At 67.9% G+C, this 24672-nt stretch carries 22 protein-coding genes; 11 read left to right on the top strand and 11 right to left on the bottom strand.

Translation table 11 applies throughout. From position 1 onward, the window contains the following. The first annotated feature begins 369 nt into the window (after nt 1-369). The 5 genes from BQ7106_RS09380 (at nt 370) to BQ7106_RS09360 (ending at nt 6721) form a co-directional block, all read left to right on the top strand. Nucleotides 370-2037 carry a putative manganese-dependent inorganic diphosphatase gene (locus tag BQ7106_RS09380; RefSeq protein WP_072374689.1) on the top strand — a complete coding sequence of 556 codons (1668 nt, stop codon included), beginning with the start codon at nt 370-372 and terminating at the stop codon, nt 2035-2037. Nucleotides 2038-2151: 114 nt separating this feature from the next. Beyond that, complete coding sequence (gene yfbR / locus BQ7106_RS09375) at nt 2152-2763, top strand: 5'-deoxynucleotidase (protein ID WP_072374686.1); 612 nt, start codon at nt 2152-2154, stop codon at nt 2761-2763. A 54-nt stretch (nt 2764-2817) separates the two neighbouring features. Then, a complete protein-coding gene (gene trmB, locus BQ7106_RS09370) occupies nt 2818-3651 on the top strand; it encodes a tRNA (guanine(46)-N(7))-methyltransferase TrmB (RefSeq protein WP_072374683.1) in 834 nt (277 codons plus the stop codon). A gap of 155 nt (nt 3652-3806) precedes the next feature. Further along, nucleotides 3807-5360, top strand: a complete 1554-nt coding sequence (locus BQ7106_RS09365; RefSeq protein ID WP_072374680.1) for a DUF3825 domain-containing protein — start codon at nt 3807-3809, stop codon at nt 5358-5360. Between the two features lie 149 nt (nt 5361-5509). Beyond that, nucleotides 5510-6721, top strand: a complete 1212-nt coding sequence (locus BQ7106_RS09360; RefSeq protein ID WP_072374678.1) for an NADP-dependent isocitrate dehydrogenase — start codon at nt 5510-5512, stop codon at nt 6719-6721. A gap of 60 nt (nt 6722-6781) precedes the next feature. Here BQ7106_RS09360 and BQ7106_RS09355 read toward each other — a convergent pair whose 3' ends face one another. After that, nucleotides 6782-7489 carry a YdcF family protein gene (locus BQ7106_RS09355; RefSeq protein WP_072374675.1) on the bottom strand — a complete coding sequence of 236 codons (708 nt, stop codon included), beginning with the start codon at nt 7487-7489 and terminating at the stop codon, nt 6782-6784. Between the two features lie 122 nt (nt 7490-7611). Between BQ7106_RS09355 and amrA the strand changes: the two genes are divergently transcribed. Next, a complete protein-coding gene (gene amrA / locus BQ7106_RS09350) occupies nt 7612-9045 on the top strand; it encodes an AmmeMemoRadiSam system protein A (RefSeq protein ID WP_072374673.1) in 1434 nt (477 codons plus the stop codon). Then, nucleotides 9042-9956 carry an AmmeMemoRadiSam system radical SAM enzyme gene (amrS, locus tag BQ7106_RS09345; protein ID WP_072374669.1) on the top strand — a complete coding sequence of 305 codons (915 nt, stop codon included), beginning with the start codon at nt 9042-9044 and terminating at the stop codon, nt 9954-9956. The genes amrA and amrS overlap by 4 nt, the downstream gene beginning before the upstream one ends. Before the next feature lie 54 nt (nt 9957-10010). Here amrS and BQ7106_RS09340 read toward each other — a convergent pair whose 3' ends face one another. Then, nucleotides 10011-11432: an amidophosphoribosyltransferase gene (locus BQ7106_RS09340; protein WP_072374667.1), complete on the bottom strand. Its 1422-nt coding sequence runs from the start codon at nt 11430-11432 to the stop codon at nt 10011-10013. A 263-nt stretch (nt 11433-11695) separates the two neighbouring features. On the opposite strand from BQ7106_RS09340, the gene eno reads away from it, so the two are divergent. Then, on the top strand, nt 11696-12985 hold the full coding sequence (gene eno, locus BQ7106_RS09335; protein ID WP_072374665.1) for a phosphopyruvate hydratase: 1290 nt from the start codon (nt 11696-11698) through the stop codon (nt 12983-12985). A gap of 197 nt (nt 12986-13182) precedes the next feature. Continuing rightward, complete coding sequence (locus BQ7106_RS09330; protein ID WP_072374663.1) at nt 13183-14367, top strand: diphosphate--fructose-6-phosphate 1-phosphotransferase; 1185 nt, start codon at nt 13183-13185, stop codon at nt 14365-14367. Nucleotides 14368-14743: 376 nt separating this feature from the next. Here BQ7106_RS09330 and BQ7106_RS09325 read toward each other — a convergent pair whose 3' ends face one another. The 4 genes from BQ7106_RS09325 to BQ7106_RS09310 are packed head-to-tail and all read right to left on the bottom strand — an operon-like array spanning nt 14744 to nt 16857. Then, a complete protein-coding gene (locus BQ7106_RS09325) occupies nt 14744-15157 on the bottom strand; it encodes a PaaI family thioesterase (RefSeq protein WP_072374661.1) in 414 nt (137 codons plus the stop codon). After that, nucleotides 15145-15831: a pentapeptide repeat-containing protein gene (locus BQ7106_RS09320; protein WP_072374658.1), complete on the bottom strand. Its 687-nt coding sequence runs from the start codon at nt 15829-15831 to the stop codon at nt 15145-15147. Before BQ7106_RS09320 ends, BQ7106_RS09325 begins: the two co-directional genes overlap by 13 nt. 1 nt (nt 15832) lies before the next feature. Then, the gene (locus BQ7106_RS09315; protein ID WP_083527003.1) at nt 15833-16501 is read right to left on the bottom strand and encodes a copper homeostasis protein CutC; all 669 of its coding nucleotides are present in this window, start codon (nt 16499-16501) and stop codon (nt 15833-15835) included. Then, nucleotides 16495-16857 (bottom strand): arsenate reductase family protein, encoded by a 363-nt coding sequence (locus tag BQ7106_RS09310; RefSeq protein WP_072374655.1) that lies wholly within the window; start codon nt 16855-16857, stop codon nt 16495-16497. Before BQ7106_RS09310 ends, BQ7106_RS09315 begins: the two co-directional genes overlap by 7 nt. Nucleotides 16858-17214: 357 nt before the next feature. Here BQ7106_RS09310 and BQ7106_RS09305 point away from each other — a divergent pair, with 357 nt between their 5' ends. Continuing rightward, entirely contained in the window at nt 17215-17607 is a 393-nt protein-coding gene (locus tag BQ7106_RS09305) for a (deoxy)nucleoside triphosphate pyrophosphohydrolase (protein ID WP_072374652.1), read from the top strand. On the opposite strand, the gene BQ7106_RS09300 is transcribed toward BQ7106_RS09305, so the two are convergent. Together BQ7106_RS09300 and BQ7106_RS09295 are read right to left on the bottom strand one after the other, a co-directional pair. Next, entirely contained in the window at nt 17598-20546 is a 2949-nt protein-coding gene (locus BQ7106_RS09300) for a DEAD/DEAH box helicase (protein WP_072375536.1), read from the bottom strand. The two genes, BQ7106_RS09305 and BQ7106_RS09300, sit on opposite strands and share 10 nt — an antisense overlap. Before the next feature lie 168 nt (nt 20547-20714). Next, nucleotides 20715-21338 carry a hypothetical protein gene (locus tag BQ7106_RS09295; protein ID WP_072374650.1) on the bottom strand — a complete coding sequence of 208 codons (624 nt, stop codon included), beginning with the start codon at nt 21336-21338 and terminating at the stop codon, nt 20715-20717. A gap of 208 nt (nt 21339-21546) precedes the next feature. On the opposite strand from BQ7106_RS09295, the gene BQ7106_RS09290 reads away from it, so the two are divergent. After that, nucleotides 21547-22173, top strand: a complete 627-nt coding sequence (locus BQ7106_RS09290; RefSeq protein WP_072374647.1) for an HAD family hydrolase — start codon at nt 21547-21549, stop codon at nt 22171-22173. Nucleotides 22174-22328: 155 nt separating this feature from the next. Here BQ7106_RS09290 and BQ7106_RS09285 read toward each other — a convergent pair whose 3' ends face one another. From BQ7106_RS09285 to BQ7106_RS09275, 3 genes are all read right to left on the bottom strand, one after another. Next, nucleotides 22329-23576 (bottom strand): serine/threonine protein kinase, encoded by a 1248-nt coding sequence (locus BQ7106_RS09285; RefSeq protein ID WP_072374644.1) that lies wholly within the window; start codon nt 23574-23576, stop codon nt 22329-22331. Between the two features lie 96 nt (nt 23577-23672). Further along, a complete protein-coding gene (locus BQ7106_RS09280) occupies nt 23673-24092 on the bottom strand; it encodes a transcriptional regulator (RefSeq protein ID WP_072374641.1) in 420 nt (139 codons plus the stop codon). Nucleotides 24093-24136: 44 nt separating this feature from the next. Continuing rightward, the gene (locus BQ7106_RS09275; RefSeq protein WP_240307492.1) at nt 24137-24664 is read right to left on the bottom strand and encodes a DUF5067 domain-containing protein; all 528 of its coding nucleotides are present in this window, start codon (nt 24662-24664) and stop codon (nt 24137-24139) included. Between the last annotated feature and the right edge of the window lie 8 nt (nt 24665-24672).

Below are 24672 nucleotides of genomic sequence, written 5' to 3'. Positions count from 1 at the left end.
GACGGAGCTCGCCCCGATGCCCCGGCCCTGAGAGGCGCTCGCCGCTCCCCGGGGCGGCCCACGCCGCGCGGTGTTCCACTTTGCCCCCCGTCTGGGTGCCGCCCCGGTGCCGGTCGCTCGGACGGCGCGGCGCGGCGTGAGGCCCAACAGGCCTTTTGTCACGAGCACCGCCAAACGGACCCGCCATCCGGCCCGCCGGCCACCCAGACCCCACGCAAAGTGGCACAGCGGCCGCCGCAGGCGGCCGCAACGTCTTCCCAGCCCCACGCTCACGCGGTAGGAATCCCGCCTTTTGCGCAGAACGGCTATCAATTGCCCCCGGGCACGTGGCACAATCAGGTAACGAAAGCACCAGGGGGAAGGAACGTCATGCCAGAGGGTATTCGCAAGGTCAACGTCATCGGGCACCTGCATCCGGACACGGACAGCATCTGCTCGGCCATCGCATACGCACACCTCAAGAACCAGGTCGAGCACACCGACATCTACCAGGCGCGCCGCGCCGGCGCCATCAACCGCGAGACCGCCTTCATCCTCAAGCACTTCGGCTTCGAGGAGCCCGAGCTCATCACCTCGGTCACCCCGCAGGTCAAGGACACCGAGATTCAGCGACAGGGGGGCATCGACGGCGAGATGAGCCTCTTCTCGGCGTGGAACCTCATGCGCGACACCAAGGTCGACACCCTCTGCGTCACCGACGAGGACAACAACCTCGAGGGCCTCATCGCCGTCAAGGACATCGCCAACGCCAACATGGACGTCTTCGACATGGGCGTCATCGGCGAGTCCGACACCTGCTACGCCAACATCATCGACACGCTCAACGGCGAGATGATCCTCGGCGACCCCACCGCCCGCGTGAGCGGCGGCAACGTGTGCGTGGGCACCACGCCCGAGATGATGGAGGACACCGTCAAGCCCGGCGACATCGTGCTCGTGACCAACCGCTACGAGACCCAGCAGTTCGCCGTCGAGTGCGAGGCGCAGTGCCTCGTCATCTGCTGCAGCGCGCACGTCTCGAGCAAGGTCGTCGCCTCGGCCGAGCGCCACGGCTGCTCGATCATCACCACCCCCTACGACACCTACGCGGCCGCGCGACTCATCTCGATGTCGATTCCCGTCCGCGCCAAGATGCTCTCCGAGGGCATCCTCAAGGTGAGCGTCAACACCGCCATCGACGACGCCCGCAAGATGATGGCGCGCTCGCGCCACCGCTTCTTCCCCGTCATCGACGAGAGCAGCAAGTACGTGGGCCTCATTAGCTCCCCCAACCTGCTCACGGCAAAGAAGAAGCACGTCATCCTCGTCGACCACAACGAGCGCTCGCAGTCCGTCGAGGGCCTCGAGCAGGCCGAGATCATGGAAATCATCGACCACCACCGCATCGGCTCGATCGAGACCGAGGGGCCGGCGTACTTCCGCAACATGCCGGTGGGCTGCACCTGCACCATCGTGTACATGATGTACCGCGAGAACAACGTGGAGATCCCCGAGGACATCGCGGGGCTCATGCTCTCCGCCATCCTCTCGGACACGCTCGCCTTCCGCTCTCCCACCTGCACCCAGATCGACCGCGACACCGCCCAGGCGCTCGCGAAGATCGCGGGCGTCGACATCGACACCTACGCCGACGAGATGTTCGAGGCGGGCGCCGACCTCACCGGCCGCACCGCCGAGGAGGTCTTCGGAGGGGACTTCAAGATCTTCAGCCGCGGCAACGTCAAGTTTGGCGTCGGCCAGGGCACCTACATGACCGAGCGCAGCCGCAAGGCGGCGGAGGAGCTCGTGGGGCCCTACCTCAAGGAGGCCGCGGCGCTCGAGGAGCTGCCGCTCGTCTTCTACCTCTTCACCGACGTCAAGACCTCCTCGAGCGAGGTCCTGTGGTACGGGGAGGGCGCCGAGGACATCATCGCCCGCGCCTTCGACGCCGAGCCGCACGACGGCATGGCCAAGCTCCCGGGCGTCGTGAGCCGCAAGAAGCAGGTCATCCCCGCGCTCATGGCAACGCTCCAGAGCATCCAGGAGGACCAGGACTAGGTCCCCTTCCGTTAATTGGGGACGCGCCCCGATTCACAGCCCACCGCCCGTCGGGCCTCTGTCCGGCGGGCGGCGTATCATGTGCCGCGTCAGAGCCGATCACTAGGAGTCGCCATGGCAGGATCTCAAGAGTCGCACTTCCTCGCGCTTCTCTCCCGCATGAAGTACATCGAGCGCTGGGCGCTCATGAGGAGCTCCCGCCCGGAGAACCTCTCCGAGCACTCGCTGGAGGTCGCCGCGATCGCGCACATGCTGTGCGTGATCGGCAACGTCCGGCACGGCCGCTCCCTCGACGCCGAGCGCGCCGCCCTCGTCGCCATCTACCATGACGCCTCGGAGATCATCACGGGCGACATGCCGACGCCGGTGAAGTATCACGACGGCAGGATCCGGGACGCCTACAGGGCCGTGGAGCGCAGCGCCGAGGAGCGCCTGCTCGACACCCTGCCCGCCGACCTCCGGCCCGCGTTCGCCGACGTCTTCTGGCCCTCCGAGGACGCCTCGGAGGACGAGCGGTACCTGCGGCTGCTGGTCAAGGCGGCGGACAAGATCTCCGCGCTCATCAAGTGCGTCGACGAGGCCCGCTCGGGCAACGCGGAGTTCGCGAGCGCCGAGCGCACCTGCCGCGCGGCCGTGGACGAGATGGCCGCCGAGCTCCCCGAGGTCGCAGACTTCGTCCGCGAGTTCCTGCCCTCCTACGGAGCCACCCTCGACGACCTGCTGTAGCCGCCCGCGACGGCCACGCCGCCGCCCCGCACCGACCACGGACGAAGGAGACCCATGCACGGGATGCACGCCCGGCTTCCGAAGAACTTCGTGCTCGAGGAGCGCCTCGAGCGCTACTCCCGCGTCATCGAGCCGGAGCCCGCCCGCTGGCGCGGCCGCTGGGCGCAGGGGTGTCTCCCCTGGATCGGCGCGCGGGAGGGCGGCCCCTCTCGCTTCCGCGAGGTCCGCCTCGACCTCGGCTGCGGCAAGGGCGCCTTTGCGGTCGAGGCGGCGCGCCGCGAGCCCGACGTGCTCTTCGTCGCCATGGACTCCGAGCCGATCTGCGTCGCCTACGCGGCCCAGCGCGTCACCGAGAGCGGGCTGCCCAACGTGGTCGTGGTCCCGGGAACGGGCACGCGCGTCCGCGAGTACTTCTCGCCGGGCGAGCTCGGGCGCATCCACCTCAACTTCCCCACGCCGTTTCCGCGCAAGCGCGACGCGCACCTGCGCATGGCGTGCATGGAGCGCCTCATGGACTTCCGCGACGTTCTTGCCGAGGGCGCCCAGGTCTGCCTGCGAACCGACAGCCAGCCGCTCTTCGACTTCATGCTCACGCAGGTCCCGATGGCCGGCTACGAGCTCGTCTGGCAGAGTCGCGACGCCCGTGCGGAGCGCCCGGACGACCCGTCGAGCGAGTACGAGGAGCGCCTGGGGGCGCAGGGCGCCCGCGTGCTCGCGCTGAGCGCCGTTCCCGGTCCCGCGCCCGAGCACCCCGTCCAGACGGCCGAGCTCTCGCTCGCGGCGTACCTGCCGCACGACCTCGAGTCGCTCGAGGGGCTCGCCTACGCGCCGCACGGCATGCAGGCAACGGTCGCCAACCTTCGCAACCGGGCCCTCAGAAGGAGCTAGCCGTTGTGTGCCGGGACGGCTCCCGCCCGGGCGGTCGGGGACGGCGAGCCGGCGGCGGTCGCGCTCGCGCGCTTCACAATTGGGTAGTAACGTAGATGATTCGCAGCTTCGCGCCTCCGGGGCACAGCCCCGCGCGCTCGTCCCAAGGAGAGACCATGCCCAAGATCACCCCCGGCAACCGCCTGTACCTGTACCGGCTTCTCTCGCGCTCCCTCGGGATCGGGCGACAGACCCTCATGCCGCGCGTCGAGGAGGCGCTCGCCGAGGACGGGCTCGTGCCGGCCGACCTAGGATGCGAGACCATGCGCGAGCTCTGCGAGCAGCTGGGCGAGTTCGTCAAGCTCACCGTCTTCAAGAAGGGCTACGTCTACGCGACGGTCCTCGCCAACGAGGAGTACGACCGCGCGCTCGAGCGGCTCTCCAGCGCGTCCGAGAAGAAGCCCGCCGCGGGCGGGAAGCCCTGGAAGCGCGCCAAGGGCAAGCTCGTCAAACCCGTGAAGCCCCGCCACATCGAACCCAAGGTCGAGCCGGAGCCGGAGCCCGCGCCGGAGCCGGAACCCGCGCCCGAGCCCGCCGTCGCTGCCCCGGCAGAGCGCGAGCCCGAGCACGTGCCCCCCATCACCTTCACCATCACCTACGTCCCCGAGCCCGAGCCGGAGGCCCCCGCCCCCGCCGAGCCCGAGGGGAGGGGCGCCGCAGCGCCGGCGACCACCGCTGCGGTGGCGGCCCGCGCCCAGTCCGACCTGCCACAGGACTTCCACGCGGACGTTCGCTGCTCGAGCGAGCAGCTGAGCGTCCTCTACCAGGTGCTCCCCGACGACGTCGACCCCATGGCAACGCTCGAGGAGGACTTCCGCGTGGCACGCTCCACCGGCGCGCTCGAGGGGACGCGGAGCAACGTGACCTTCGCCCTGCGCTACCTGCAGGCGGACGGCGTCACGCCGGTCCGCGTGACGCTCCGCCGCTCGGCGCGGGCGGTGGCCGGCAAGCGATGGGCGCTCACCGAAGTCGACGCCGGGGCGCCGGACGAGGTCGGCCTCGAGGGGCTTGGCGTCGCCGACCCGAGCGGCCCGTGGGCGGCGTTCCTGCGCCCGGGCGAGGCCTCCGACCCGGAGCGCGACTTCGCGCAGACGGTCTCGCTCGGCTCCCGCGACGAGGCGCTCGAGCGGCTCGCCAGCCTCGCGCGCCCAGAGGCGTGGGGCGAGGGCAACCGCATCCTCGGCGACTACCTCGTCATGACCTTCGCGCGCGTCCGGGCCGAGGGGGCGCTCTGCGTCTCGCCCGACGGCGCGACGGCGCGCTTCGACACCGGCCTCGTCACCGCCGACGGCGAGCCCATCAGCGCGGACCTCGCGAGGGGGACGGGCGACATCCCCTGGCAGCTCGAGGGCTTCAGGGCGGGCGAGGCGGTCCGCCCGGTGGCCTACGTGGCCTCGCTCGCCCAGATGACGCTCGACCCCTCGCTGCCCGCACCGTCCTTCTCGTCGCTCGACGAGGTCAGGAGAAACCCGCGCGTCGCCACCGCCGCCTACGACCCGATCGCCGACGAGGTGCGCCTGCTCGTGCCGAGCGACGGACGCGCCCTCGCCCTGCGCGTCACCGCCGACGGGTACGAGCCCGCGGCGACGCTCGAGCTCGCGGACGCCTACGCCTGCGCGCGCGTGCTGAGCTCCGACCAGCCCGCCTGGCTTCGCGAGGCGATCGGCTAGCGCGCCGCAGGGGGCGGCCGGGGAGGTCGGCGCCAGAGGCGGCGCACTGTGTCGAGCGCGTCTCAACTTGCCCGGGGCCACGCGCGGCGTCGCGGCGGCATGCTACATTCGTCCCGGACCGAACGCCACGCGTCACTATCGGAGGCATCATGGCCAAGATCGAGATGAAGACCCCGCTCGTCGAGATGGACGGCGACGAGATGACCCGCATCATCTGGCAGATCATCAAGGACGAGCTCATCTGCCCGTACGTCGACCTCAAGACCGAGTACTACGACCTCGGCCTCGAGAACCGCGACAAGACCGACGACCAGGTCACCGTCGACTCCGCCGAGGCCACCAAGCGCCTGGGCGTGGCCGTCAAGTGCGCGACCATCACCCCCAACGCGCAGCGCGTCGAGGAGTACGGCCTCAAGAAGATGTGGAAGAGCCCCAACGGGACCATCCGCGCCATCCTTGACGGCACGGTGTTCCGCTCCCCTATCGTGGTCAAGGGCATCGACCCCGTGGTCAGCTGCTGGAAGAAGCCCATCACCATCGCGCGCCACGCCTATGGCGACGTGTACAAGAACTCCGAGATGCGCATCGACGGCCCCGGCAGGGTCGAGCTCGTCTACACCGCCGAGGACGGCACCGAGCGACGCGAGCTCGTCCACGTCTTCGACGGGCCCGGCGTCGTGCAGGGTCAGCACAACCTCGACTCCTCCATCGAGAGCTTCGCGCGCAGCTGCTTCGAGTACGCGCTCTCCACGGGCCAGGACCTGTGGTTCGCCACCAAGGACACCATCTCCAAGACCTATGACCACCGCTTCAAGGACGTCTTCGCCGACATCTACGAGACGGAGTACCGCGAGAAGTTCGAGGCGGCAGGCATCGAGTACTTCTACACCCTCATCGACGACGCGGTGGCGCGCGTGGTCAAGTCCGAGGGCGGCTTCATCTGGGCGTGCAAGAACTACGACGGCGACGTCATGAGCGACATGCTCTCCTCGGCCTTCGGAAGCCTCGCCATGATGACGAGCGTGCTCGTGAGCCCGCACGGCTACTTCGAGTACGAGGCGGCGCACGGCACCGTCCAGCGCCACTACTACAAGCACCTGAGGGGCGAGTCCACCTCCACCAACTCCGTCGCCACGATCTTCGCGTGGACCGGCGCGCTGCGCAAGCGCGGCGAGCTCGACGAGCTGCCCGAGCTCGTGGACTTCGCGGGGCGCCTCGAGGCCGCCACGATCCACACCATCGAGGCGGGCAGGATGACCGGCGACCTCGCGCGCATCACGAGCCTGCCCGACCCGCAGACGCTCGGGACGCGCGAGTTCATCCTCGCCATCCGCGAGACCCTCGACGCCGAGGCGGCGTAGGCAGAAGCGACACCTGAGCGCGGGCGCCCCTCTCGATGGTCCGGGAGGGGCGCCCGCGCCCTACAGATTGCCCACAAGGAAGTCCTTCACGAGGGCCGCGCACTCGCGCAGCGTCGCCTGGGGCAGGTAGAGCGGGTTGGTGGGTGCCGCCAGGCCAAACGCGCCGGGAAGACCGTTCTTCTCTGCTATGCGAAGGGCCCGGTAGAGGTGGAAGTCGTTGGTCACGATGGCGACCGAGGCGTCCCGCCCCAGGAGCCCCGCGGAGTTGCGGACGTTCTCGGCCGTGGTGGTCGATCGGTCCTCCCTGGTTACGCGCCCCTCGTCCAGGCCGTGCGCGACGAGGTAGTCCGCCATGGCGTCCGCCTCCGCCACCGGCTCGCCGGGACCCTGCCCGCCCGAGACGACGCAGGCGGTCTCGGGGTTCCGGTCCAGGTAGTCGAGGGCGGCGTCCAGGCGGTAGCGCAGCGTCTCGGTCGGGTAGCCGTCCGCGCGCAGCCCGGCCCCCAGAACCACCAGGCTGTCCAGCCCCGCCGGCGGCGTCGACGCGGCCGCCGACCCGATGAGCGCGCAGAGGGCGCCCGCCACGAGCGCGCACGCCGCAAGGACGGCGCACACCGCGACCCGCGCGCGCTCCACGCGCGCGGCGACCACGAGCGCCGCGCCCAGCGCGATCCACACCAGGAAGAACCCTCCCGCGGGATACAGCAGCGCCATAAGCACGCCGTACGCCGCGAGAACCGCTCCTGTAGCCATCAGCGCAGCCGTCATGCCCCCCCACGCTCCTTCCGCGACCAAAAGTCGACAGTTTGCCCGCTCGGCGTGGCCACATGGTATCAAGCGGGGTACGGTGGCAGGTGAACCTGACGCGATTGTCACCCGGAGGTGGTCGCATGCCCGTCGTCATTGCCGTCGCAGTTCCTCACCCACCGCTGATCGTGCCCGGCGTGGGACATGGCCGCGAGCGCGAGGTCCAGGCGACCGTGGACGCCTACCGGGAGGTCGCGCGGCGCATCGCGGCGCTCGAGCCCGAGACCGTCGTCGTGTCGAGCCCCCATACGGCCATGTACCTCGACTACCTGCACATCGCTCCGGGCAGCGGGGCGCGCGGGACGTTCGCGCAGTTCGGTGACCCGGCGGACGGGTCGCGCGTCACATACGACGAGGAGCTCGTCGCCGAGCTCGAGCGCCTCGCGCGCGAGGAGGGCCTGCCCGCGGGAACCCGCGGCGAGCGCGAGCACGACCTCGACTGGGGCGTCCTCGTTCCGCTCCACTTCCTCCAGGAGGCCTACGCCGAGCTTCGCGAGGCGGGGCGGGAGCCCGCGCCCTACCGCGTGGTGCGCATGGGCATCTCGGGCCTCTCGCCGCTCGAGCACTACCGCATGGGGCAGCTCGTCCAGCGCGCGGCGGAGCGCCTGGAGAGGCGCGTGGCCTACGTCGCCTCCGGCGACCTCTCGCACAAGCTCTCCCCCGACGGCCCCTACGGCTACTCCCCCGACGGCCCCGCCTTCGACGAGCTCGCCTGCGAGGCGCTCGGCTCCGGAGACCTCCTCCCCCTGCTCACGGCCGATCCCGGCCTCTGCGAGCGCGCCGCGGAGTGCGGGCTGCGCTCGTTCCAAATCATGGCCGGCGCCCTCGACCGCACGCCCGTCACGGCCGAGCTGCTCTCGCACGAGGGGCCCTTCGGCGTGGGGTACGGCGTCGCCGTCCTCTCCCCCACGGGCCCGGCGGGCTCCGCCCCCGAGCGCGCCCTCGACGAGGCCTACGAGCGCTGGCATGCAGACGACATGGCTCGCAGGCGCCGGGACGAGGACCCTCTCGTCGCCCTCGCCCGCGCCTCGCTCGAGCACCGCGTGCGAGGCGGAGGCCGCATGGCGCGGCTCCCGGGGGACCTGCCGGGCGAGCTGCTCTCCCGCCGTGCGGGCGCCTTTGTCTCAATTACAAAGAACGGCCAGCTCAGGGGGTGCATCGGCACTATCGCGCCAACACGTGCGAACCTCGCCGAGGAGATCGTCGAGAACGCAGTCTCGGCGGGCTGCCACGACCCGCGCTTCTCGCCCGTCCGCGAGGACGAGCTGCCCGAGCTCGTCTACGACGTGGACGTCCTCGGAGAGCCGGAGCCCGTCGACGGGCCGGAGCAGCTCGACTGCCGTCGCTACGGCGTCATCGTGAGCGCGAGCCGCGGGCGGCGCGGGATCCTCCTGCCGGACCTCGACGGCGTGGACACGGTCGACGAGCAGCTGCGCATCGCGGCGCGCAAGGGTGGCATCGACCTCGACGAGCCGGGCGTGCGCCTGGAGCGCTTCGTCGTGGAGCGTCACAGGTGAGCGCCGACGAGCCGGGCGCGCGGGCCGGGGGCGAGACCGCCGGGGGCGAGACCGCCGTCTGCGACGCCTGCCCCCGTCGCTGCCGCCTCGCCCCGGGCGCGCTCGGCGCATGCCGCGCGCGGCGCGGCGCGGGCGGTCGCGTGGTCGCAGCCGGCTACGGCCGCCTGACCTCGCTCGCGCTCGACCCGGTCGAGAAGAAGCCGCTCGCCCGCTGGCGCCCGGGCACGCTCGTGCTCTCCGTCGGCGGCTACGGATGCAACCTCTCCTGCCCCTTCTGCCAGAACTTCGAGATCTCGCAGGCGGGCGAGAAGGACGTGGGGTGGCGCGAGGTGGCGCCCGACGAGCTGGTCGCGCTCGCCGTCGAGGCGCGACGGCGGGACCCGCGCGTCACGGGCATCGCCCACACCTACAACGAGCCGCTCGTGTGCTGGGAGTACGTCCGCGACTGCGCGCGGCTCGCGCGCGACGAGGGCCTCGCGAGCGTCCTCGTGTCCAACGGGTGCGCGGGCGAGGCGGCGCTGGAGGGGCTCGACGGGCTTCTCGACGCGGCGAACATCGACCTCAAGGGCTTCTCGGACGACCTCTACGCGACGTGCGGCGGGGCACCGGGCTCGTTCGGGGCCGTGCGCCGCACGATCGAGCGGCTCGCGCAGGACCCGCGCTGCCACCTTGAGGTGACCACCCTCGTGGTGCCTGGGCTGAACGACTCCGAGGGCGAGATAGACGCCATCGCGCGCTGGCTCGCCGGGCTCGACGGCGGGAGGGGCCGCGAGGAGGTCGCCTACCACGTCACGCGCTTCTTCCCGCGCTGGCGCATGACGGACCGCCCGCCCACGCCCGTCGCGGACGTCCGCCGGCTCGCCGAGGTGGCGCGGGCCCACCTCGCCCACGTCTACGTGGGCAACTGCTGACCAGAATGTGACAGGGGGACGGAGCGCTGACAAGCCCCCGTCCCCCTGTCCCAGCTACTCCCTGCCGTTCCAGCAGTAGGTGCAGACCTTCTTGCGGTCGATGCCGATGGCCTCGAGCATGCCGTCGAGCGTCTGGTACTCGAGCGAGTCGAAGCCCATCTCCTCGCAGATGGAGCGCAGGAGGCACCGGCTGCGCTCGCTGCGACCGTCCGCGTACTCGTCGAGGTGCTTCTCGCCCTCGTCGCCCTCGAGCTCGCGGACCTTGCGCCGGGCAATGAGCTCGTACTCGGAGCGGCTGCGCGAGAACGAGAGGTACTTGCAGCCGTACATGATCGGCGGGCACGCGGAGCGCATGTGGACCTCAGCGGCGCCCGTGTCGCGCAGGAAGTCGATCGTCTCGCGCATCTGGGTGCCGCGGACGATGGAGTCGTCGACGAGCAGCAGGCGCTTGTCGCGGATGAGCTCGGGCACCGGGATCTGCTTCATCTTGGCGACGCGGTTGCGCACCTCCTGGTTAGCCGGCATGAACGAGCGCGGCCAGGTGGGGGTGTACTTCACGAACGGACGCGCGAGCGGCACGCCGGACTCGTTTGCGTAGCCGATGCCGTGCGGAAGTCCCGAGTCGGGCATGCCGGCGACGCAGTCGACCTCGGGGAGCAAGCCGTGGGCGCGCTCCTCGCGGGCCATGATGGCGCCGTTGCGGTAGCGCATGACCTCGACGTTGACGCCCTCGTAGGTGGAGTTGGGGTAGCCGTAGTAGACCCAGAGGAAGGCGCAGATGCGCATCTCGTCGCTCGCCGGGGAGAGGGTCTCGTAGCCGTCGGCGCAAATCTTGACGATCTCCGCGGACCCGAGCTCGTACTCGTCCACGTACCCGAGCTTGCCGTAGGCAAACGACTCGAAGGTCACGCAGTAGCCGTCGTCGTCGCGCCCGATGAGGACGGGCAGGCGGCCCATCTTGTCGCGCGCGGCGATGAGCTCGCCGCCCTCCGTCATGATGAGCAGGGTGAGCGACCCCTCGATCTGGTCCTGGGCGTAGCGGATGCCGTCGACGATGCTGCCCTGCGTGTTGATGAGCGCCGCGATGAGCTCGTTTATGTTCACCGCGCCCGAGCTCGTGGCCATGAACTGGTGGCCGTCCCTCTCGAAGCGCTCGACGAGCTCGTCCACGTTGGCGACGGCACCCACCGTGGAGATCGCGTAGACGCCCAGGTGGGAGCGCACGAGCAGCGGCTGAGGGTCGGCGTCCGAGATGCAGCCCATGGCGCAGGTGCCCGAGAGCTCGGGCAGGTCGTGCTCGAACTTGGTGCGGAAGGGCGTGTTCTCGATGGAGTGGATCTGGCGGTTGAACCCCCCGCCCGGGCGGCACGACACCATGCCCGCGCGGCGCGTGCCCAAGTGCGAGTGGTAGTCGACGCCAAAGAACACGTCGAGTGCGACGTCACGATGCGAGACCGCGCCAAAGAACGCTCCCATGCGTACCTCCCCGTCCTGCGGCGCCGCCCCCCAAGCAGCCCTCCGCTCCCAGTAACCGCACAAGTATATATGCCGAGAAGAACCATGGGACGGCATCTGCAACCTTTCCGAAATCGCACAACCCGTGGGACGCCGATGGGACACCGGGGACGTAGCACCTGTCACCGCTCCGTCCCCGCTGTCACATTCCCGGTCTAGAACAAGTTTACTTGGGTATACTTAACTGGTAAGAGTTAGCCTCATCAAACAGAAAGGCAGTCACCATGAGCACAATCACCAAGGTCTACGGTCGCGAGGTCCTCGACTCCCGCGGCAACCCCACCGTCGAGGTCGAGGTCACGCTCGAGGACGGCTCGTTCGGCCGCGCCATCGTGCCCTCCGGGGCGTCGACCGGCGAGTTCGAGGCCGTCGAGCTGCGCGACGGGGACAAGGACCGCTATCTCGGCAAGGGCGTCTCCCAGGCCGTGGCGCACGTCAACGGCGAGCTCGCGGACGTCCTCGTGGGTCGCGAGGCCACCGACCAGCGCGGCGCCGACGAGGCGATGATCGCCGCCGACGGCACGCCCAACAAGGGCCGCCTCGGCGCCAACGCCATCCTCGGCTGCTCGCTGGCCATCGCCCGCGCCGCGGCGGCCTCCGCCGGTCTCCCCCTCTACGCGTACCTCGGCGGGCCCAACGCCCACACCCTGCCCGTCCCGATGATGAACATCCTGAACGGGGGCGTCCACGCCGACAACAACGTCGACTTCCAGGAGTTCATGATCATGCCGGTCGGCGCGCCCGACTTCGCGACCGGACTGCGGTGGTGCGCGCAGGTCTACCACACCCTCAAGGACACCCTCAAGAAGGCGGGCCTCTCCACCGGCGTGGGCGACGAGGGCGGCTTCGCCCCCGACCTCAAGACCAACGCCGAGCCCTTCGTCTACCTGATGGAGGCCGTCGAGGCCGCAGGCTTCAGGCCGGGCGAGGACTTCATGTTCGCCATGGACCCCGCCACCTCCGAGTGCTACAACAAGCAGACCGGCCTCTACGAGCTCAAGGGCGAGGGCCGCACGCTCACGTCCGACGAGATGGTCGACTACTGGGCCGAGCTCGTCGAGAGGTACCCGATCATCTCCATCGAGGACGGCCTCGCCGAGGAGGACTGGGACGGCTGGGTCAAGCTCACCGAGCGCCTGGGCAAGAAGGTCCAGCTCGTGGGCGACGACCTCTTCGTCACCAACACCGAGCGCCTGCGCCGCGGCATCGAGCTCGGCGCCGCCAACGCCATCCTCATCAAGGTCAACCAGATCGGCAGCCTGACGGAGACCCTCGACGCCATCGAGACGGCGAAGCGCGCAGGCTACACCGCCGTGGTCTCCCATCGCTCCGGTGAGACCGAGGACACCACGATCGCCGACCTCGCCGTCGCCGTGAACGCCGGCCAGATCAAGACCGGCGCCCCGGCCCGCACCGACCGCGTGGCAAAGTACAACCAGCTCCTGCGCATCGAGGACGAGCTCGGCTCCTCCGCCTCATACCTCCAGAAGGCGGCCTTCTACAACCTCGCGTAGAGCGGCAGAGCGGGGGCCGTCACCTCGCCGGGGCGCGCGTCCGCGCCCGCCCCGGTGAGGTGGCCGGTGGCGCGGGGCCGATCCCCTCGCGCCGCCGCGCCACCGGGGCCGTCGCCCCTCTCGCCCCCGAGCGAATCGACCCGAACCCGCCATGCGCTATGCTCTAGGGACCGGAATCCTACGAAGGGAGCGTCTCAATGAGCGAGAAGACCGTGCTGGTGGGACAGTCGGGCGGACCCACGGCCGCAATCAACGCGAGCCTTGCCGGCGTGGTGGCCGCGGCGCGCTCGGTGGGGGCGCGCGTCACGGGCATGCGGTACGGTATCCAGGGCTTCCTCGCCGGGAGGACCGTCGACCTCGACGAGGTGCTGCCCGACGCCCGGAGCCTCTCCCTGCTCAAGCAGACCCCCGCGAGCTGGCTCGGCAGCTGTCGCTTCAAGCTCCCCCAGCCCGCCGAGAACGAGCCGTTCTACCAGGACCTCTTCCGTCGGTTTGCCGAGGCGGGCGCCGACTGCGTCCTCTACATCGGCGGCAACGACTCCATGGACACCATCGCCAAGCTCGGCGACTACGGCCGCTCCGTCGGGAGCGAGATCCGCTTCATCGGCATCCCCAAGACCATCGACAACGACCTCGTGGGCACCGACCACACCCCCGGCTTCGGCAGCGCGGCGCGCCTCGTGGCCACCTCCACGGCCGAGCTCGCCCTCGATGCCGACGTCTACGACCTCAAGAGCGTCACCTTCGTCGAGATCATGGGGCGCGACGCCGGCTGGCTCGCCGCGTCCTCGGCGCTCGCCAACCCCGACCTCGTGCTGCTGCCCGAGGTCCCGCTCGTGGAGGACGTGCTCATGGAGCGGCTTGCCGGCCTGCTCAAGAGCAAGAACACCGTGGTGGTGGGCGTGAGCGAGGGCGTGCGAACCCCCGACGGGCGACTCTACGCCGAGCTCGCCGCCCCCGGCGCAGGCGTCGACGAGTTCGGCCACCTGGCCACGCTCTCCGGCACGGGGCGCTACCTCGCCTCGGTCACGAAGGAGCGCCTGGGCTGCAAGACGCGCGCCGTGGAGCTCTCGACGCTGCAGCGCTGCGCGAGCCAGGTCGTGAGCCGCACCGACCTTAACGAGGCGTACATGCTCGGCGGCACGAGCACCCGCGCCGCGCTCGACGGCGAGACGGTCAAGATGTGCGCGCTCGAGCGCGTGGCGGACGACCCGTACGAGGTCCGCACCAAGCTCATCGACGTGCTCTCCGTTGCCAACCAGGTGCGCCACGTCCCCGCAGAGTGGATCACCGAGGACGGGATGGGCGTCACCGAGGAGCTGCTGCGCTACGTGCGCCCGCTCGTGGGTGACATGCCCGAGCAGCTCCCGCCGCTGCCCTAGGGAGCACTGAGGCGGCGGGCGACGCCGCATTCCCCAGCCCGCCCCAAACGCACGCTCCAGAAGATAGCCCGCCCCAAACGCACGGAATCTCCAGCAGAACCGTGCGCAAGGGACGGGCTATCGCCCTTGCCGCGAGAAGGCCCGCGCCAAGCGCACGCTTTGAGCTCCGATCCGCACGTCGGCGCTGACCTCCTCCCTCGCGGGCACCGCCGGCCCGCCGTTCCGGAACCGGAGCCCCGACCCTACTCCACCCGACCGCGCACACCTTCAACTTCAGGTGGTCCCACGGGGCCAAGATGAAGGGTGTGTGCGGTCGGCCTTTCCATACGGAGGCAATCGGGCGCGTCAGGGCCGCCCCACGTCAGCCGCGCGCCCCTCAGCCGAGGTGCATGCACGTCTGCGTGACGCGAGCCACCGGCGTACCCAGCTCGTCGGTCACCAGACAGGTGTAGAAGCCGAGCGTGCGACCGTTCTTGTCGACGTCCGCGGTCGCGATGAGCTTCGTGCCCTTGGCGGCGCTCATGAACTCAATCGAGCTGCTCACGGAGACCGTCACAGGCTCGCCCACGTTCGACGCCACGGCAAACGCGAGGTCGGCCACCGTGAAGATGGCCCCGCCCATCACGCCGCCCTTTTCGTTGCGGTGCCCCGGGGTGATGTCGAACTCGGTGACCGCGTGCCCGCGCGAGGCCTCGACCACGCGGCAGCCGCACGCGTCCGTGGCAAAGTGGTCGTTCCTAAAGACCGCCTGGACCTCCTCGAGGGAGGCGTCCTCATCTAGGAGAGCCATGCTTCCTCCTCCTTTATCCTGATGCCCAGCAGGGTCGCGAGCTGCACGGCCTGCTCCTCGCCCACGATGGCTCCTCGCAGCTCGTGGAAGTCGCTCGAGACCCGAATTCCCGTGATGTCGCAGGTCGAGAGATCGACGCCGGCGAGGCTCGCACGAAAGACCGTGGACCTCGTGAGGTCGCAGCCGTCAAGCTCGACGCGGCTGAGCCTCGTCGAGTAGACGTTGGACTCGACGAGGCTCGTGGAGCTCGCCCGCAGGCTGCTGACGCTCGCCTCCGAGAAGTCGCAGTAGCTGAACTGGCTGTCGACCATGCTCACGCCCGTGAGCCGACCCTTGAGAAAGCTCATCCCCGGAGCCGAGCACGAGCGGAAGTCGACCCTGTTGAGCCACGTTCGCTCCATCTTGCACCGCATGAGGCGACAGCCCGAGAAGAGCACATCGGTGAAGGTGCAGTTCGAGAGGTCGACCCCCTCGAAGACGCACCCGCGAAAGACGACGCTCTCGAACGAGGTGCCGCGGGCCGAGACGTCGGAGATCTCGGCGCCGACGAGCGCCGTCCCCCGGACGAGGTCGTCGCCCTCCGCCATCTTGGCGAGAAGAACCTCGAGGTCCATGTGCTCGCCCAGCTCGGGTGCGACCCGGGCGAACCCGCGCGCCTGACGGCCACGGGGCATGCTAGGCAAGCCTCACGATCTTTGTGCCGTGGACCTCGCGGACGCCGAGCGCGGAGGCGACGTCCTCGGCGTTCTCCCAGCTGATCCCGCCGCCCGGCAGGATGATGATGCGTCCGGCGGCGCGCTCGACGAAGGCGCGCAGGCGGTCGAGGTTGCCCGCGATGGGCGTGCCCGCCGCGCCGCCGTGCGTGAGGATGCGCTCGACGCCGAGTCCGGCCAGCCAGTCGATTGCCTCGAGCTGGTCCTCGGGCGCAAGCGCGTCGAAGGCCATGTGGAAGGTCACGGCCACGCGGCCGGGGGCCTCGGGCACGTCCTCGTGCGCAAGGCGGACCAGCTCGGAGGTGAGCTCGCGGTCCAGGCGGCCGTCCTTGAGGCAGCCAAAGACCACGCCGGTCACGCCGAGGCTCTTGGCCATGACGAGGTCGTCGCGCATCATGGCGGCCTCCTCGGCGGTGTGCTCGAAGCTGCCGCCGCGCGGGCGCACCATGCACATCACGTCGACGCCGCGCTCCCGCGCGAACGCAACCGCGGCTCGGATGACGCCGTAGCTGGGCGTGGTGCCGCCCACGGCGAGGTTGTCGCAGAGCTCGATGCGCGCGGCGCCCGCGGCCACCGCCGCCGGCACGTGTTCCATGTTCTCGGCGCAGAACTCGCGAGTCAGGTCTAGCATAGCGCGGCCTCCCATTCCGGCTCCCTGAAGCCCACGAGCACGAAGTCCTCCCCCACCACGATGGGGCGCTTGACGAGCATGCCGTCCTCGGCGAGCAGCGCGAACGCCTCGGCGTCCGACAGGCCCGCGTCGAGCATCGCCTTGATGCCCCGCTCGCGATAGAGTCGGCCGCTCGTGTTGAAGAAGCGGCGCACGGGCAGCCCCGAGCGCGCCTGCCACGCGGAGAGCTCATCTGTCGTGGGGTTGTCCTCGACGATGTGACGGTCTACGTAGCTCACGCCATGCGCGTCCAGCCATGCCTTGGCCCGCCTGCAGGTGCTGCACTTGGGATACTCAACAAAGAGCACGTCAGCCATGGTGTTTCCTCCCATCGTTACCATGGGGAAAGTGTAGCACGCACGCGTGGGGGCGGCGGGGCAGTCCGAGAAGCGCATCGATCGTGCCCTCCGTATGCCCTGTACTAGCGTCGACCGTACACACCCTCACTTTTTGCTGCGAATAGCCCCCAAAAATGGAAGGTGTGCGCAGTCGGCGATCGTAGATGGCCCCTGGTCCGATTTGTCGATTGCTCCGACGAATCTGACAAGCAGTCCCTGCCGCAGTGCAGAATGCAGCCCCATCGCGGCCAACAGCCGAGCAACAGGCGCGTTCCCTGAGGGGCACTTCCTCCGTCATGCGTATACTGTCATTCGGCGACTAAGGAGTGACACATCATGAAGACGGTTCATGTGGCGGCGGCGATCATTCTCAATGACGGGAAGGTTCTCGCCGCACAGCGCGGATACGGAGAGTTCAAGGACGGCTGGGAGTTTCCCGGCGGGAAGCTGGAACCCGGAGAGTCCGGCACCGAGGCCTGCACGCGCGAGATCCGCGAGGAGCTCGGCGTAAGGGTCGACAACCTTGCCCACCTGTGCACCGTCGAGCACGACTATGAGACGTTCCACCTCCTCATGGACTGCTTCACCTGCGAGATTGCGGGCGGAGCCATCAATGACTCGGAGCACGAGAACCTCAGGTGGCTCGACTATGCCCATCTTTGGGACGTGGACTGGCTTCCCGCAGACGTAAAGGTCGTGAACGCGCTTTCCCCGCTACTTCACCCCTGAGCCTCGGCCGCCTCGACCGTGACGACGTTGCTCGTCAGGTACTCATACAAGTCTCGTCGGACCGGATCGAGCAGCTCGTAGGATATCTCGACAGCTGGCTTGTTGGCCCCTTGCATGACGATGGGAATGTAGCTTCCCGTCGGAACCATCTCACCGAGGAAATAGAACTCCTTGCTGCCCTCGCCATCGTTTTTGTTCTTGCGGACGAACAGGAAGACCCGCATGCCGTTCTTCCCGTGCTCCTTGAGCCGAACGATCTCCGGCGAGGTGAGGTAGCGCGGCTGCTTGGAGATGGCGATGAGCTCCCGTTCCGAGACGAATCGATCCTCGTATCTCGTGCTCTCAGATATGTCGGGAGCCTTCTCGTAGTTGATGAACACGGGGAAGGTGTTCGTCTCTTCGTCATACTTGTATCCACCGATATTCTGCCCGTTGACGTTCTTCTTCCAGTTCAGCAGATAGCAGATCTCCTCATAGGTGTACTTTGCATTGAGCACGAGGTTCGTATCCCTGTACGGGGTCCCATACTGCTGGTAGTGGCGGGTGAGGCCAAACTGGACCAGCTCAAGAACTTGGCGACGGAACTCGTCGTCCTCGAGGTCGGCGGCGAACTCGGGCGAGAGCCTCGCCGCACCGTCAGCGTCCCCAGCCACAATAAGAGAAACCGCTGCCTCCGCACCGGAGAACCTTCCGGATAGCAGCCCCACAGCAGCCGCACGCGACCGCTCGAGCGCAACCGAGCTATAGCTGCGCCGCGCCTCCTCGTCGCGAGCATCGATGGATCCGGCAATAAGCCCCTTCATCAGCAAAAGGTCCTCTAGCTGCTTTCCGCTCCCAAGCTTCTGGGACAAGAACCTCAGGGCCCGCTCTTTTCGGTCGGAGAACTCAACGGTGTAATCCGGGTCGTGCCTCGAGAGGAACGCATGGTATGAGCCAAACTTCCGGAACAGGCGCAGCGGGTCCACGGACTTGTTCTCATCGAAGTCAGCCAGCATCGGGATCCTCCCGAGCACCTGCTTGAGTGACATGTACTCATCCTTCAGCAGCCTCACCGAGCTGAAGTTTCCGCCATCTATCGCCTCGTAGATTCGCGCCTCCGCGATCCGGTCGAAGCTGACCGTCGAGCAGCCGGGGATCGCACTGCTGCCCTCTTTTACCAGGGCCCTCAGGGTGTCCTTGTTGTATGTCCTGTCTCCCGTCAGGGCAACGGGAACGAGGAAGTTCTTCTGGTAGTTTCCGATGAAGTCGAGCACGAGGGTGTAGTCCTTGCCGCTGCTCTTTCTCAGACCTCGCCCGAGCTGCTGCACGAACACGATGGCGGACTCGGTCCTCCTCAGCATGATGATTTGGTTCAGGCTGGGAATGTCCACGCCCTCGTTGAAGATGTCGACCGTAAAGATGTACTCGAGCTCTCCCCGCTCCAAGCGAGAGATGGCCCTGGCCCGCTCCTCATCCGAGCTTTCTCCGCTCAACGCGCACGTTCGATATCCATATTCGTTGAAGCGACCGGAGAGTTCCGCTGCCTCGTCGTTGCGGTTGCAGAAGATAAGCCCCCTACGCTCGCTCTTTACGACGGTGTACTCCTCGATCTTGTCTATGACGTGCCTGACGCGCTCGTCCGAGGTCAAGCGCCCGAAGAGCGAGGGGTCGTCCACATCGTTGTCGTCAATCTTCAGGTCGGCGATACCAAAGTAGTGGAACGGCGCCAGCATGTCGTTGGCAAGGGCATCCTGCAGCGTTATCTGAAACGCGATTACGTGGTTGAACAGAGCGAATACGTCATACCCGTCCGTTCTGTTGGGCGTTGCCGTCATACCCAGACAAAACTTCGGAGAGAAGTACCCGAGCACCCTCTGGTAGCCGGCAGACCCCGTCCTGTGCGCCTCGTCCACGACGATGTAGTCGAACTCATCTGGCTCAAAAGCCTCCAGGTGTCGGACGATCGTCGAGCTCATGGCAAACAGGCAACTGATCTGGCTGGCATCGCGACCAGGATCGTAGATCCCATAGGCATAGTCGCTGCCGAGCAACCTTCGGAAGCTGCTGAGCGACGCCTCAAGAATTCGACGACGATGCGCCAGGAAGAGGACGCGATGAGGCTTTGTCGCAGCGATGTCAAACGCCGAGAGATAGGTCTTTCCCGTTCCCGTTGCGGAGATGAGAAGCGCCCGGGTCTCCCGTCTCTCATGGATCTTCGCGAGCGCCTGGAGAGCGAGCCTCTGCATCCTGTTGGGCCGAATGCCCGACGCGACAACGCCCGCTTTCCCGCCCTGGAAAACGAACGGCCGAACGCGCGGCGTTGCGGGCGGGCGCCAACTCAGTCGATACTCCTCAATCCAGCTCGAGGAGAGCGCGGCGGTCTGGAGATCGTTCCAGACCGCCTCGAACTCGTCGCGAAGCGACCGAAGCATCTTGCCGGCGCCGAACGAGCGAAACATCACGTTCCACTCCCGATTGCACGTGAGCGCCGTCTGGGTCAGGTTCGAGCTGCCGATGATCACGGTACTCGTCTCGCCGTGATCGAACACGTACCCCTTCGCGTGCAGGCTGCCCTGGTAGACCCTCACCTCTATGTTGTCGTACTCGAGCAGCTTGCTGTAGGCGTCCGGGGAGTTGAAGCCCAGATACGTTGAGGTGAGAAACCGTCCGCGGATACCTCTCCTCCGCAACTCCGACAGCACCTCAACCAGCGGCTGCAGACCGCTGTTAGCCACGAACGCGACGCAGACATCGAAGCTCGTGCAGGTTGAGAGCTGATTCTTTATCACCGACATGAGGTTCATGCCCGTACTCTCGTCGTTGGCAATGAGGCTCGGCCGGTACCGCTCCCTCGACTCCTCGGACGCATCGATGAACCCCGTCACGAGCGCTCGCTCCATCTCGACGCGAGCGTCATATTCGACCGATAGGTCAGCGCTCGAAAAATAGGATTCCTCCATGCAACCCCACCCCTCACCGCGTCTCGCTGAGCCCAGGATATCAAAGACCGCCAACAGCACGAAGAGGGTGCGGGGCCGCTCGGAGAACGCCGTCGATCGGCTCCGCGAGCCCCCCACGTCCCAGGCCCGCGCCCAACGAGGATCTCCTCGTTATCAATTTCGAGAAGGTCAGACGCGAGGACCGCTTTCGTGTCGCCTAGAACCTCCCGCGAAGCTCTCCTCGCGGCAGCCGCCCCAGGCGCGCTCGTCCGCACAGCTCCTTACGACCTCACGAAACGATCGCGTCCCCCGGATGAGGCACTCATCAAGCCCGCCGCTCCTCACGACGGCCCTGCACCACCGCACGAACTGGGGCCTCAACTCGCTGGGTACGCGCAGGATGGTGCGTCCCCTCACCGCCCGGGGAACCTCCGCCAGGATGCGCGCCAGCGCCTCGCACCAATCGCGTTCCATGTCAGCAAGCTCGTGATAGTCGTCCATGGAGACGGGCCAGAGCACCTGCGGCGTATCTCCCTTCGCGACGTGCCAGCACCCGCGCAAGGGATCGAAGCAGAACACGTCGATGACAAAGCTCTCGACCGACGAGTGGCCCGTGAACAAGCCCCCGTACCGCTCGTACCACTCCCGCCCCGTCTCACAGAATGCCTGAATGCTGCCGTCCATAGGCACGCACCCGTCAACGAGGTCGTCCTCGTCCGTGGACTGCCACGACTCGAACACCCTGACGAGCTGAATCGGCGCCTCGACAGACCGCTGACAGATCACCCACGCACCCTCCGACCTGCTCATCATTCCTATCCTCCCTGTCTCGAGCCCATCTTCCAGTCTGGATCGATCTCAGGTCCGGAGAGGTTGCGCCCCGTGATCCGATCAATCACCACAACGCCCGAGCATCGCCGTCAAGCTGTCGCGCAACCTCAGAACGCAGGCGCCCAATCCCCGGACCACACGCCTCTCCCCGCGCTATACTCTCCCCAGCAGTCGCGACCGAGGAGGCGCCATGACCAGCAGCAAGCCCATCAGAAACGTCGTCTTTGACATGGGCGGCGTGCTCATGAACTTCGACGGGCCCTACTTTGCGAGCCTCTTCACGCAGACGCCGGAGGACGCGAGGCTGCTCAACGACGCGCTCTTCGGCACCACCATGTGGTCGCTGCTCGACTCGGGCACCATCTCCCACGAGACCATGAGGCGCTACGCGGAGCACCACCTCCCCGAGCGCCTTCACGCGAGCCTCCACGAGTGCATCCTCCACTGGCCCGAGCACTCCGCACCGATTGAGGCAACCAACGACCTCGCCATCCGCCTGCACAACGAGGGCTACGGCATCTACCTGCTCTCAAACGCCTCCACGCGCATCATGGAGCAGCTCGGGCACGCGCCCGCGCTCCCCCACCTCGACGGCTACCTCGTCTCGGCCATGGAGCGCCTCATGAAGCCCGACCCAGCTGTCTACCAGCTGCTCTGCACGCGCTACGACCTCGACCCGGCCGAGTGCCTCTTCGTGGACGACAACCTCGACAACTGCATCGGCGCAGAGGTCGCGGGCATGCGCTCGTTCCACTTCACCCGCGAGCCCGGCCACGACGCAGAGGCGCTCGAGGCGTGCGTCCGCGAGCTGAGCTAGCCCTTCGGCAAGGCGGCCCCATCGGAAAACTCTCGTCCGTTTTTTCCGATAGCCCCTCTCCGAAGCCAACCTATCGGAAAGAAATCGCCATTCTTTTCCGATAGCCCGGGTGGCACGAGTCCCCAAGCTTGCCAGATGACCTGCCAAGAAACTTGCTAGACGGCCTGCTCGAGCACGGTCAGGACGAGGTATACGAGAAAGACGACGCCGAGGGAGCGCAGGCCGAGCCTCCGCTCCCGACCCGCATCCAGCCGCGCCAGAGCGGGTACCCGAGCGCGCAGGAGACGACGGTCCATGAGCAGGTAGCAGCCGATCACGATCATCGCCGGAAGGCAGACGAGGTAGCTCGAAGCAAGGTACCACACGGGATAGGCGGCGTTTTGCGGCGTCGGGTTGGCAAACGCCCCGACGCAACCAACAAGAAGAAGCGCCGTCACCGACAGGACCGCAACGTTTCGGACAGCCCCCATCCACGACGGCAGGCGCTCCGAGAGGGACGGCCGAGAAGACCGACTCGTCGCATACTCGTCTCGTCCAAAGGTGGGAGGGGCGAGCTCGGGCGCAGCGGGCGCCGCCTCCCTGCTCTCGCCCCCAAGGGCGCCGAGCACGGCATCGCGAAGCTCGCGCACGCTCGCGTAGCGTGCCAACGGGTCGAGCTCGGTCGCGCGACGCACCACGGCACGCAGCCCCTCCGGCACCCCGTCGCCCGCAAAGCCGCGCTCGCGGTCAGCCTGCACGGGCTCGTGTCCGGTCACGCAGAAGAAGAGCAGCATGCCCAGGGCGTAGACGTCGCTCGTGACGCCGGTCTGCCCAAAGCCGAACTGCTCGGGCGGGGCGTAGGCGCGCGTGCCAAAGTGGGTGGTGTCCTGCTCGGCACCATCGCGGTAAGCGCGGGCGATTCCCAGGTCGATGAGGGTGACGCCGCCCGGAGACACGATGACGTTGCCAGGCTTGAGGTCGCGGTGGATGACAGGCGGGTCGAGGCGCTCGTGCAGCTCGGACACAGCATCGCAGAGGTCCGGGAACGTGCGCCGCACGAGCCCGAGACGCTCCTCCCGCGAGAGGCACGCCTCCACGCAGTCCCCGAGCGTCTCTCCGGGGACGTACTCCATCACCAACACGAGGTCGCCGTCGCGACGGTGGCACTCCACCAGCCGCGGCAGGTGCGCAAGCCGCACGCCGCGACGCTGCGCCGAGAAGACCTCCTCGTAGGCGCCACCCAGCCCGGACTCGCCTCCGATGCGCTTGCGGACAAACGGCCCCAGCGCAGAGCCGTTCTCACCCACGAAGGAGACGCGCTCGGTGGTCTCGAACGCGCCCTCCTTGAGCACGGCGTCCACGTGGTAGCAGGCGTCGCGCTCGAGTGCGTCAAGATAGCTGGCGAGTTCGTCTTCGGTTTCCATGCGCTCATCCTAGCAGAGCGGGGCCAGCGCCACCGCGCCGACCCCGCCGAGAGGAGTCCGTCCGGAGCGAGGGGGCAGGCCGCCTCCCCCGCCCCGCTAGCAGATCGTGCGCTCCCCGAAGCGGTAGAGCTCCTCGTTGACCTTCTGAAGCGAGCAGCCCCGGTCCAGGCAGAAGATGATGATCGCGTCGCGACGGTCCTTGCAGTAGAGCTCGCTCACCCCGGCGGCCGTGAGGGCCCGGTTGGTCTCGCGCAGGGTGAGCGCCATCGCAAAGGCTATCTGGAGGACCTTGTCGCGGCTGGGGTGGCGAGTTCCCTTGAAGATCTGGTATCCGAAGGTGTCGTTGAGGTCCGCCATGCGCACCACGCGCGAGCGCTCGAGGCCCTTCTCGGCGAGCAGCTGGTTGAGGTACTCGGCAAGGGTGCGCGAGCCGGGCTGCTCGCGCTCGAGGTACCCGTCGAGGTCGGACGCGCTGAGCAGCTCGTCGAGCAGCTCCTCGGTCAGTCGCTCCGCCATGGCGTCACCTCCCTCGTGTCGCAAGAATAGCAGAGGCTAGAGGCCTAGGCCGCAGGGAAGGTCGCCTGGGCAAGAAGGGTATCGTCAAGCGAGATGAGCTCCGAGACCTCGACCGTGACATCGGACTGGTCGGTCAGGCTGTATGCCATCCGAGCGGTGGTGGTGGCTCCGGGCTTAATCTCTGCGAGGTAGCCGTTCCCAAGGTCCTCGGTCACGATGGCAGTCTCGAGCTGAACCCCGTTCTGGAACGCCTTCTGGGAGCACGCGACAGCAAATGAGGTGGCCTCATCAGAGTTGTTGGTGAATGAATAGTCCACGATCATTGCGGGAGCACCCTCGTAGTCGGTCGTAACGGTCGCGCCGTCAATTGTGACGTCATATTCGGACTGAACTTCCTCAACAGGCTGCTCCTCGGCGGGCTGCTCCTCGGCAGGCTGCTCCCCCGTTGTCGCAACCGCCCCCTGCTCCCCCGCATCGTCGTTGCATCCGACCAACGCGACAGGGCACGCCATGACGGCGCACGCCAGCGCTACGGAGACGACGGAACGGCCGATTTCCTGGGACTTCCTCATGGTAATCA

The organism is Thermophilibacter mediterraneus (genome assembly GCF_900119385.1).
Taxonomy (GTDB): Bacteria; Actinomycetota; Coriobacteriia; order Coriobacteriales; family Atopobiaceae; genus Thermophilibacter; species Thermophilibacter mediterraneus.
This window is presented reverse-complemented; position numbering and strand designations above follow the sequence as displayed.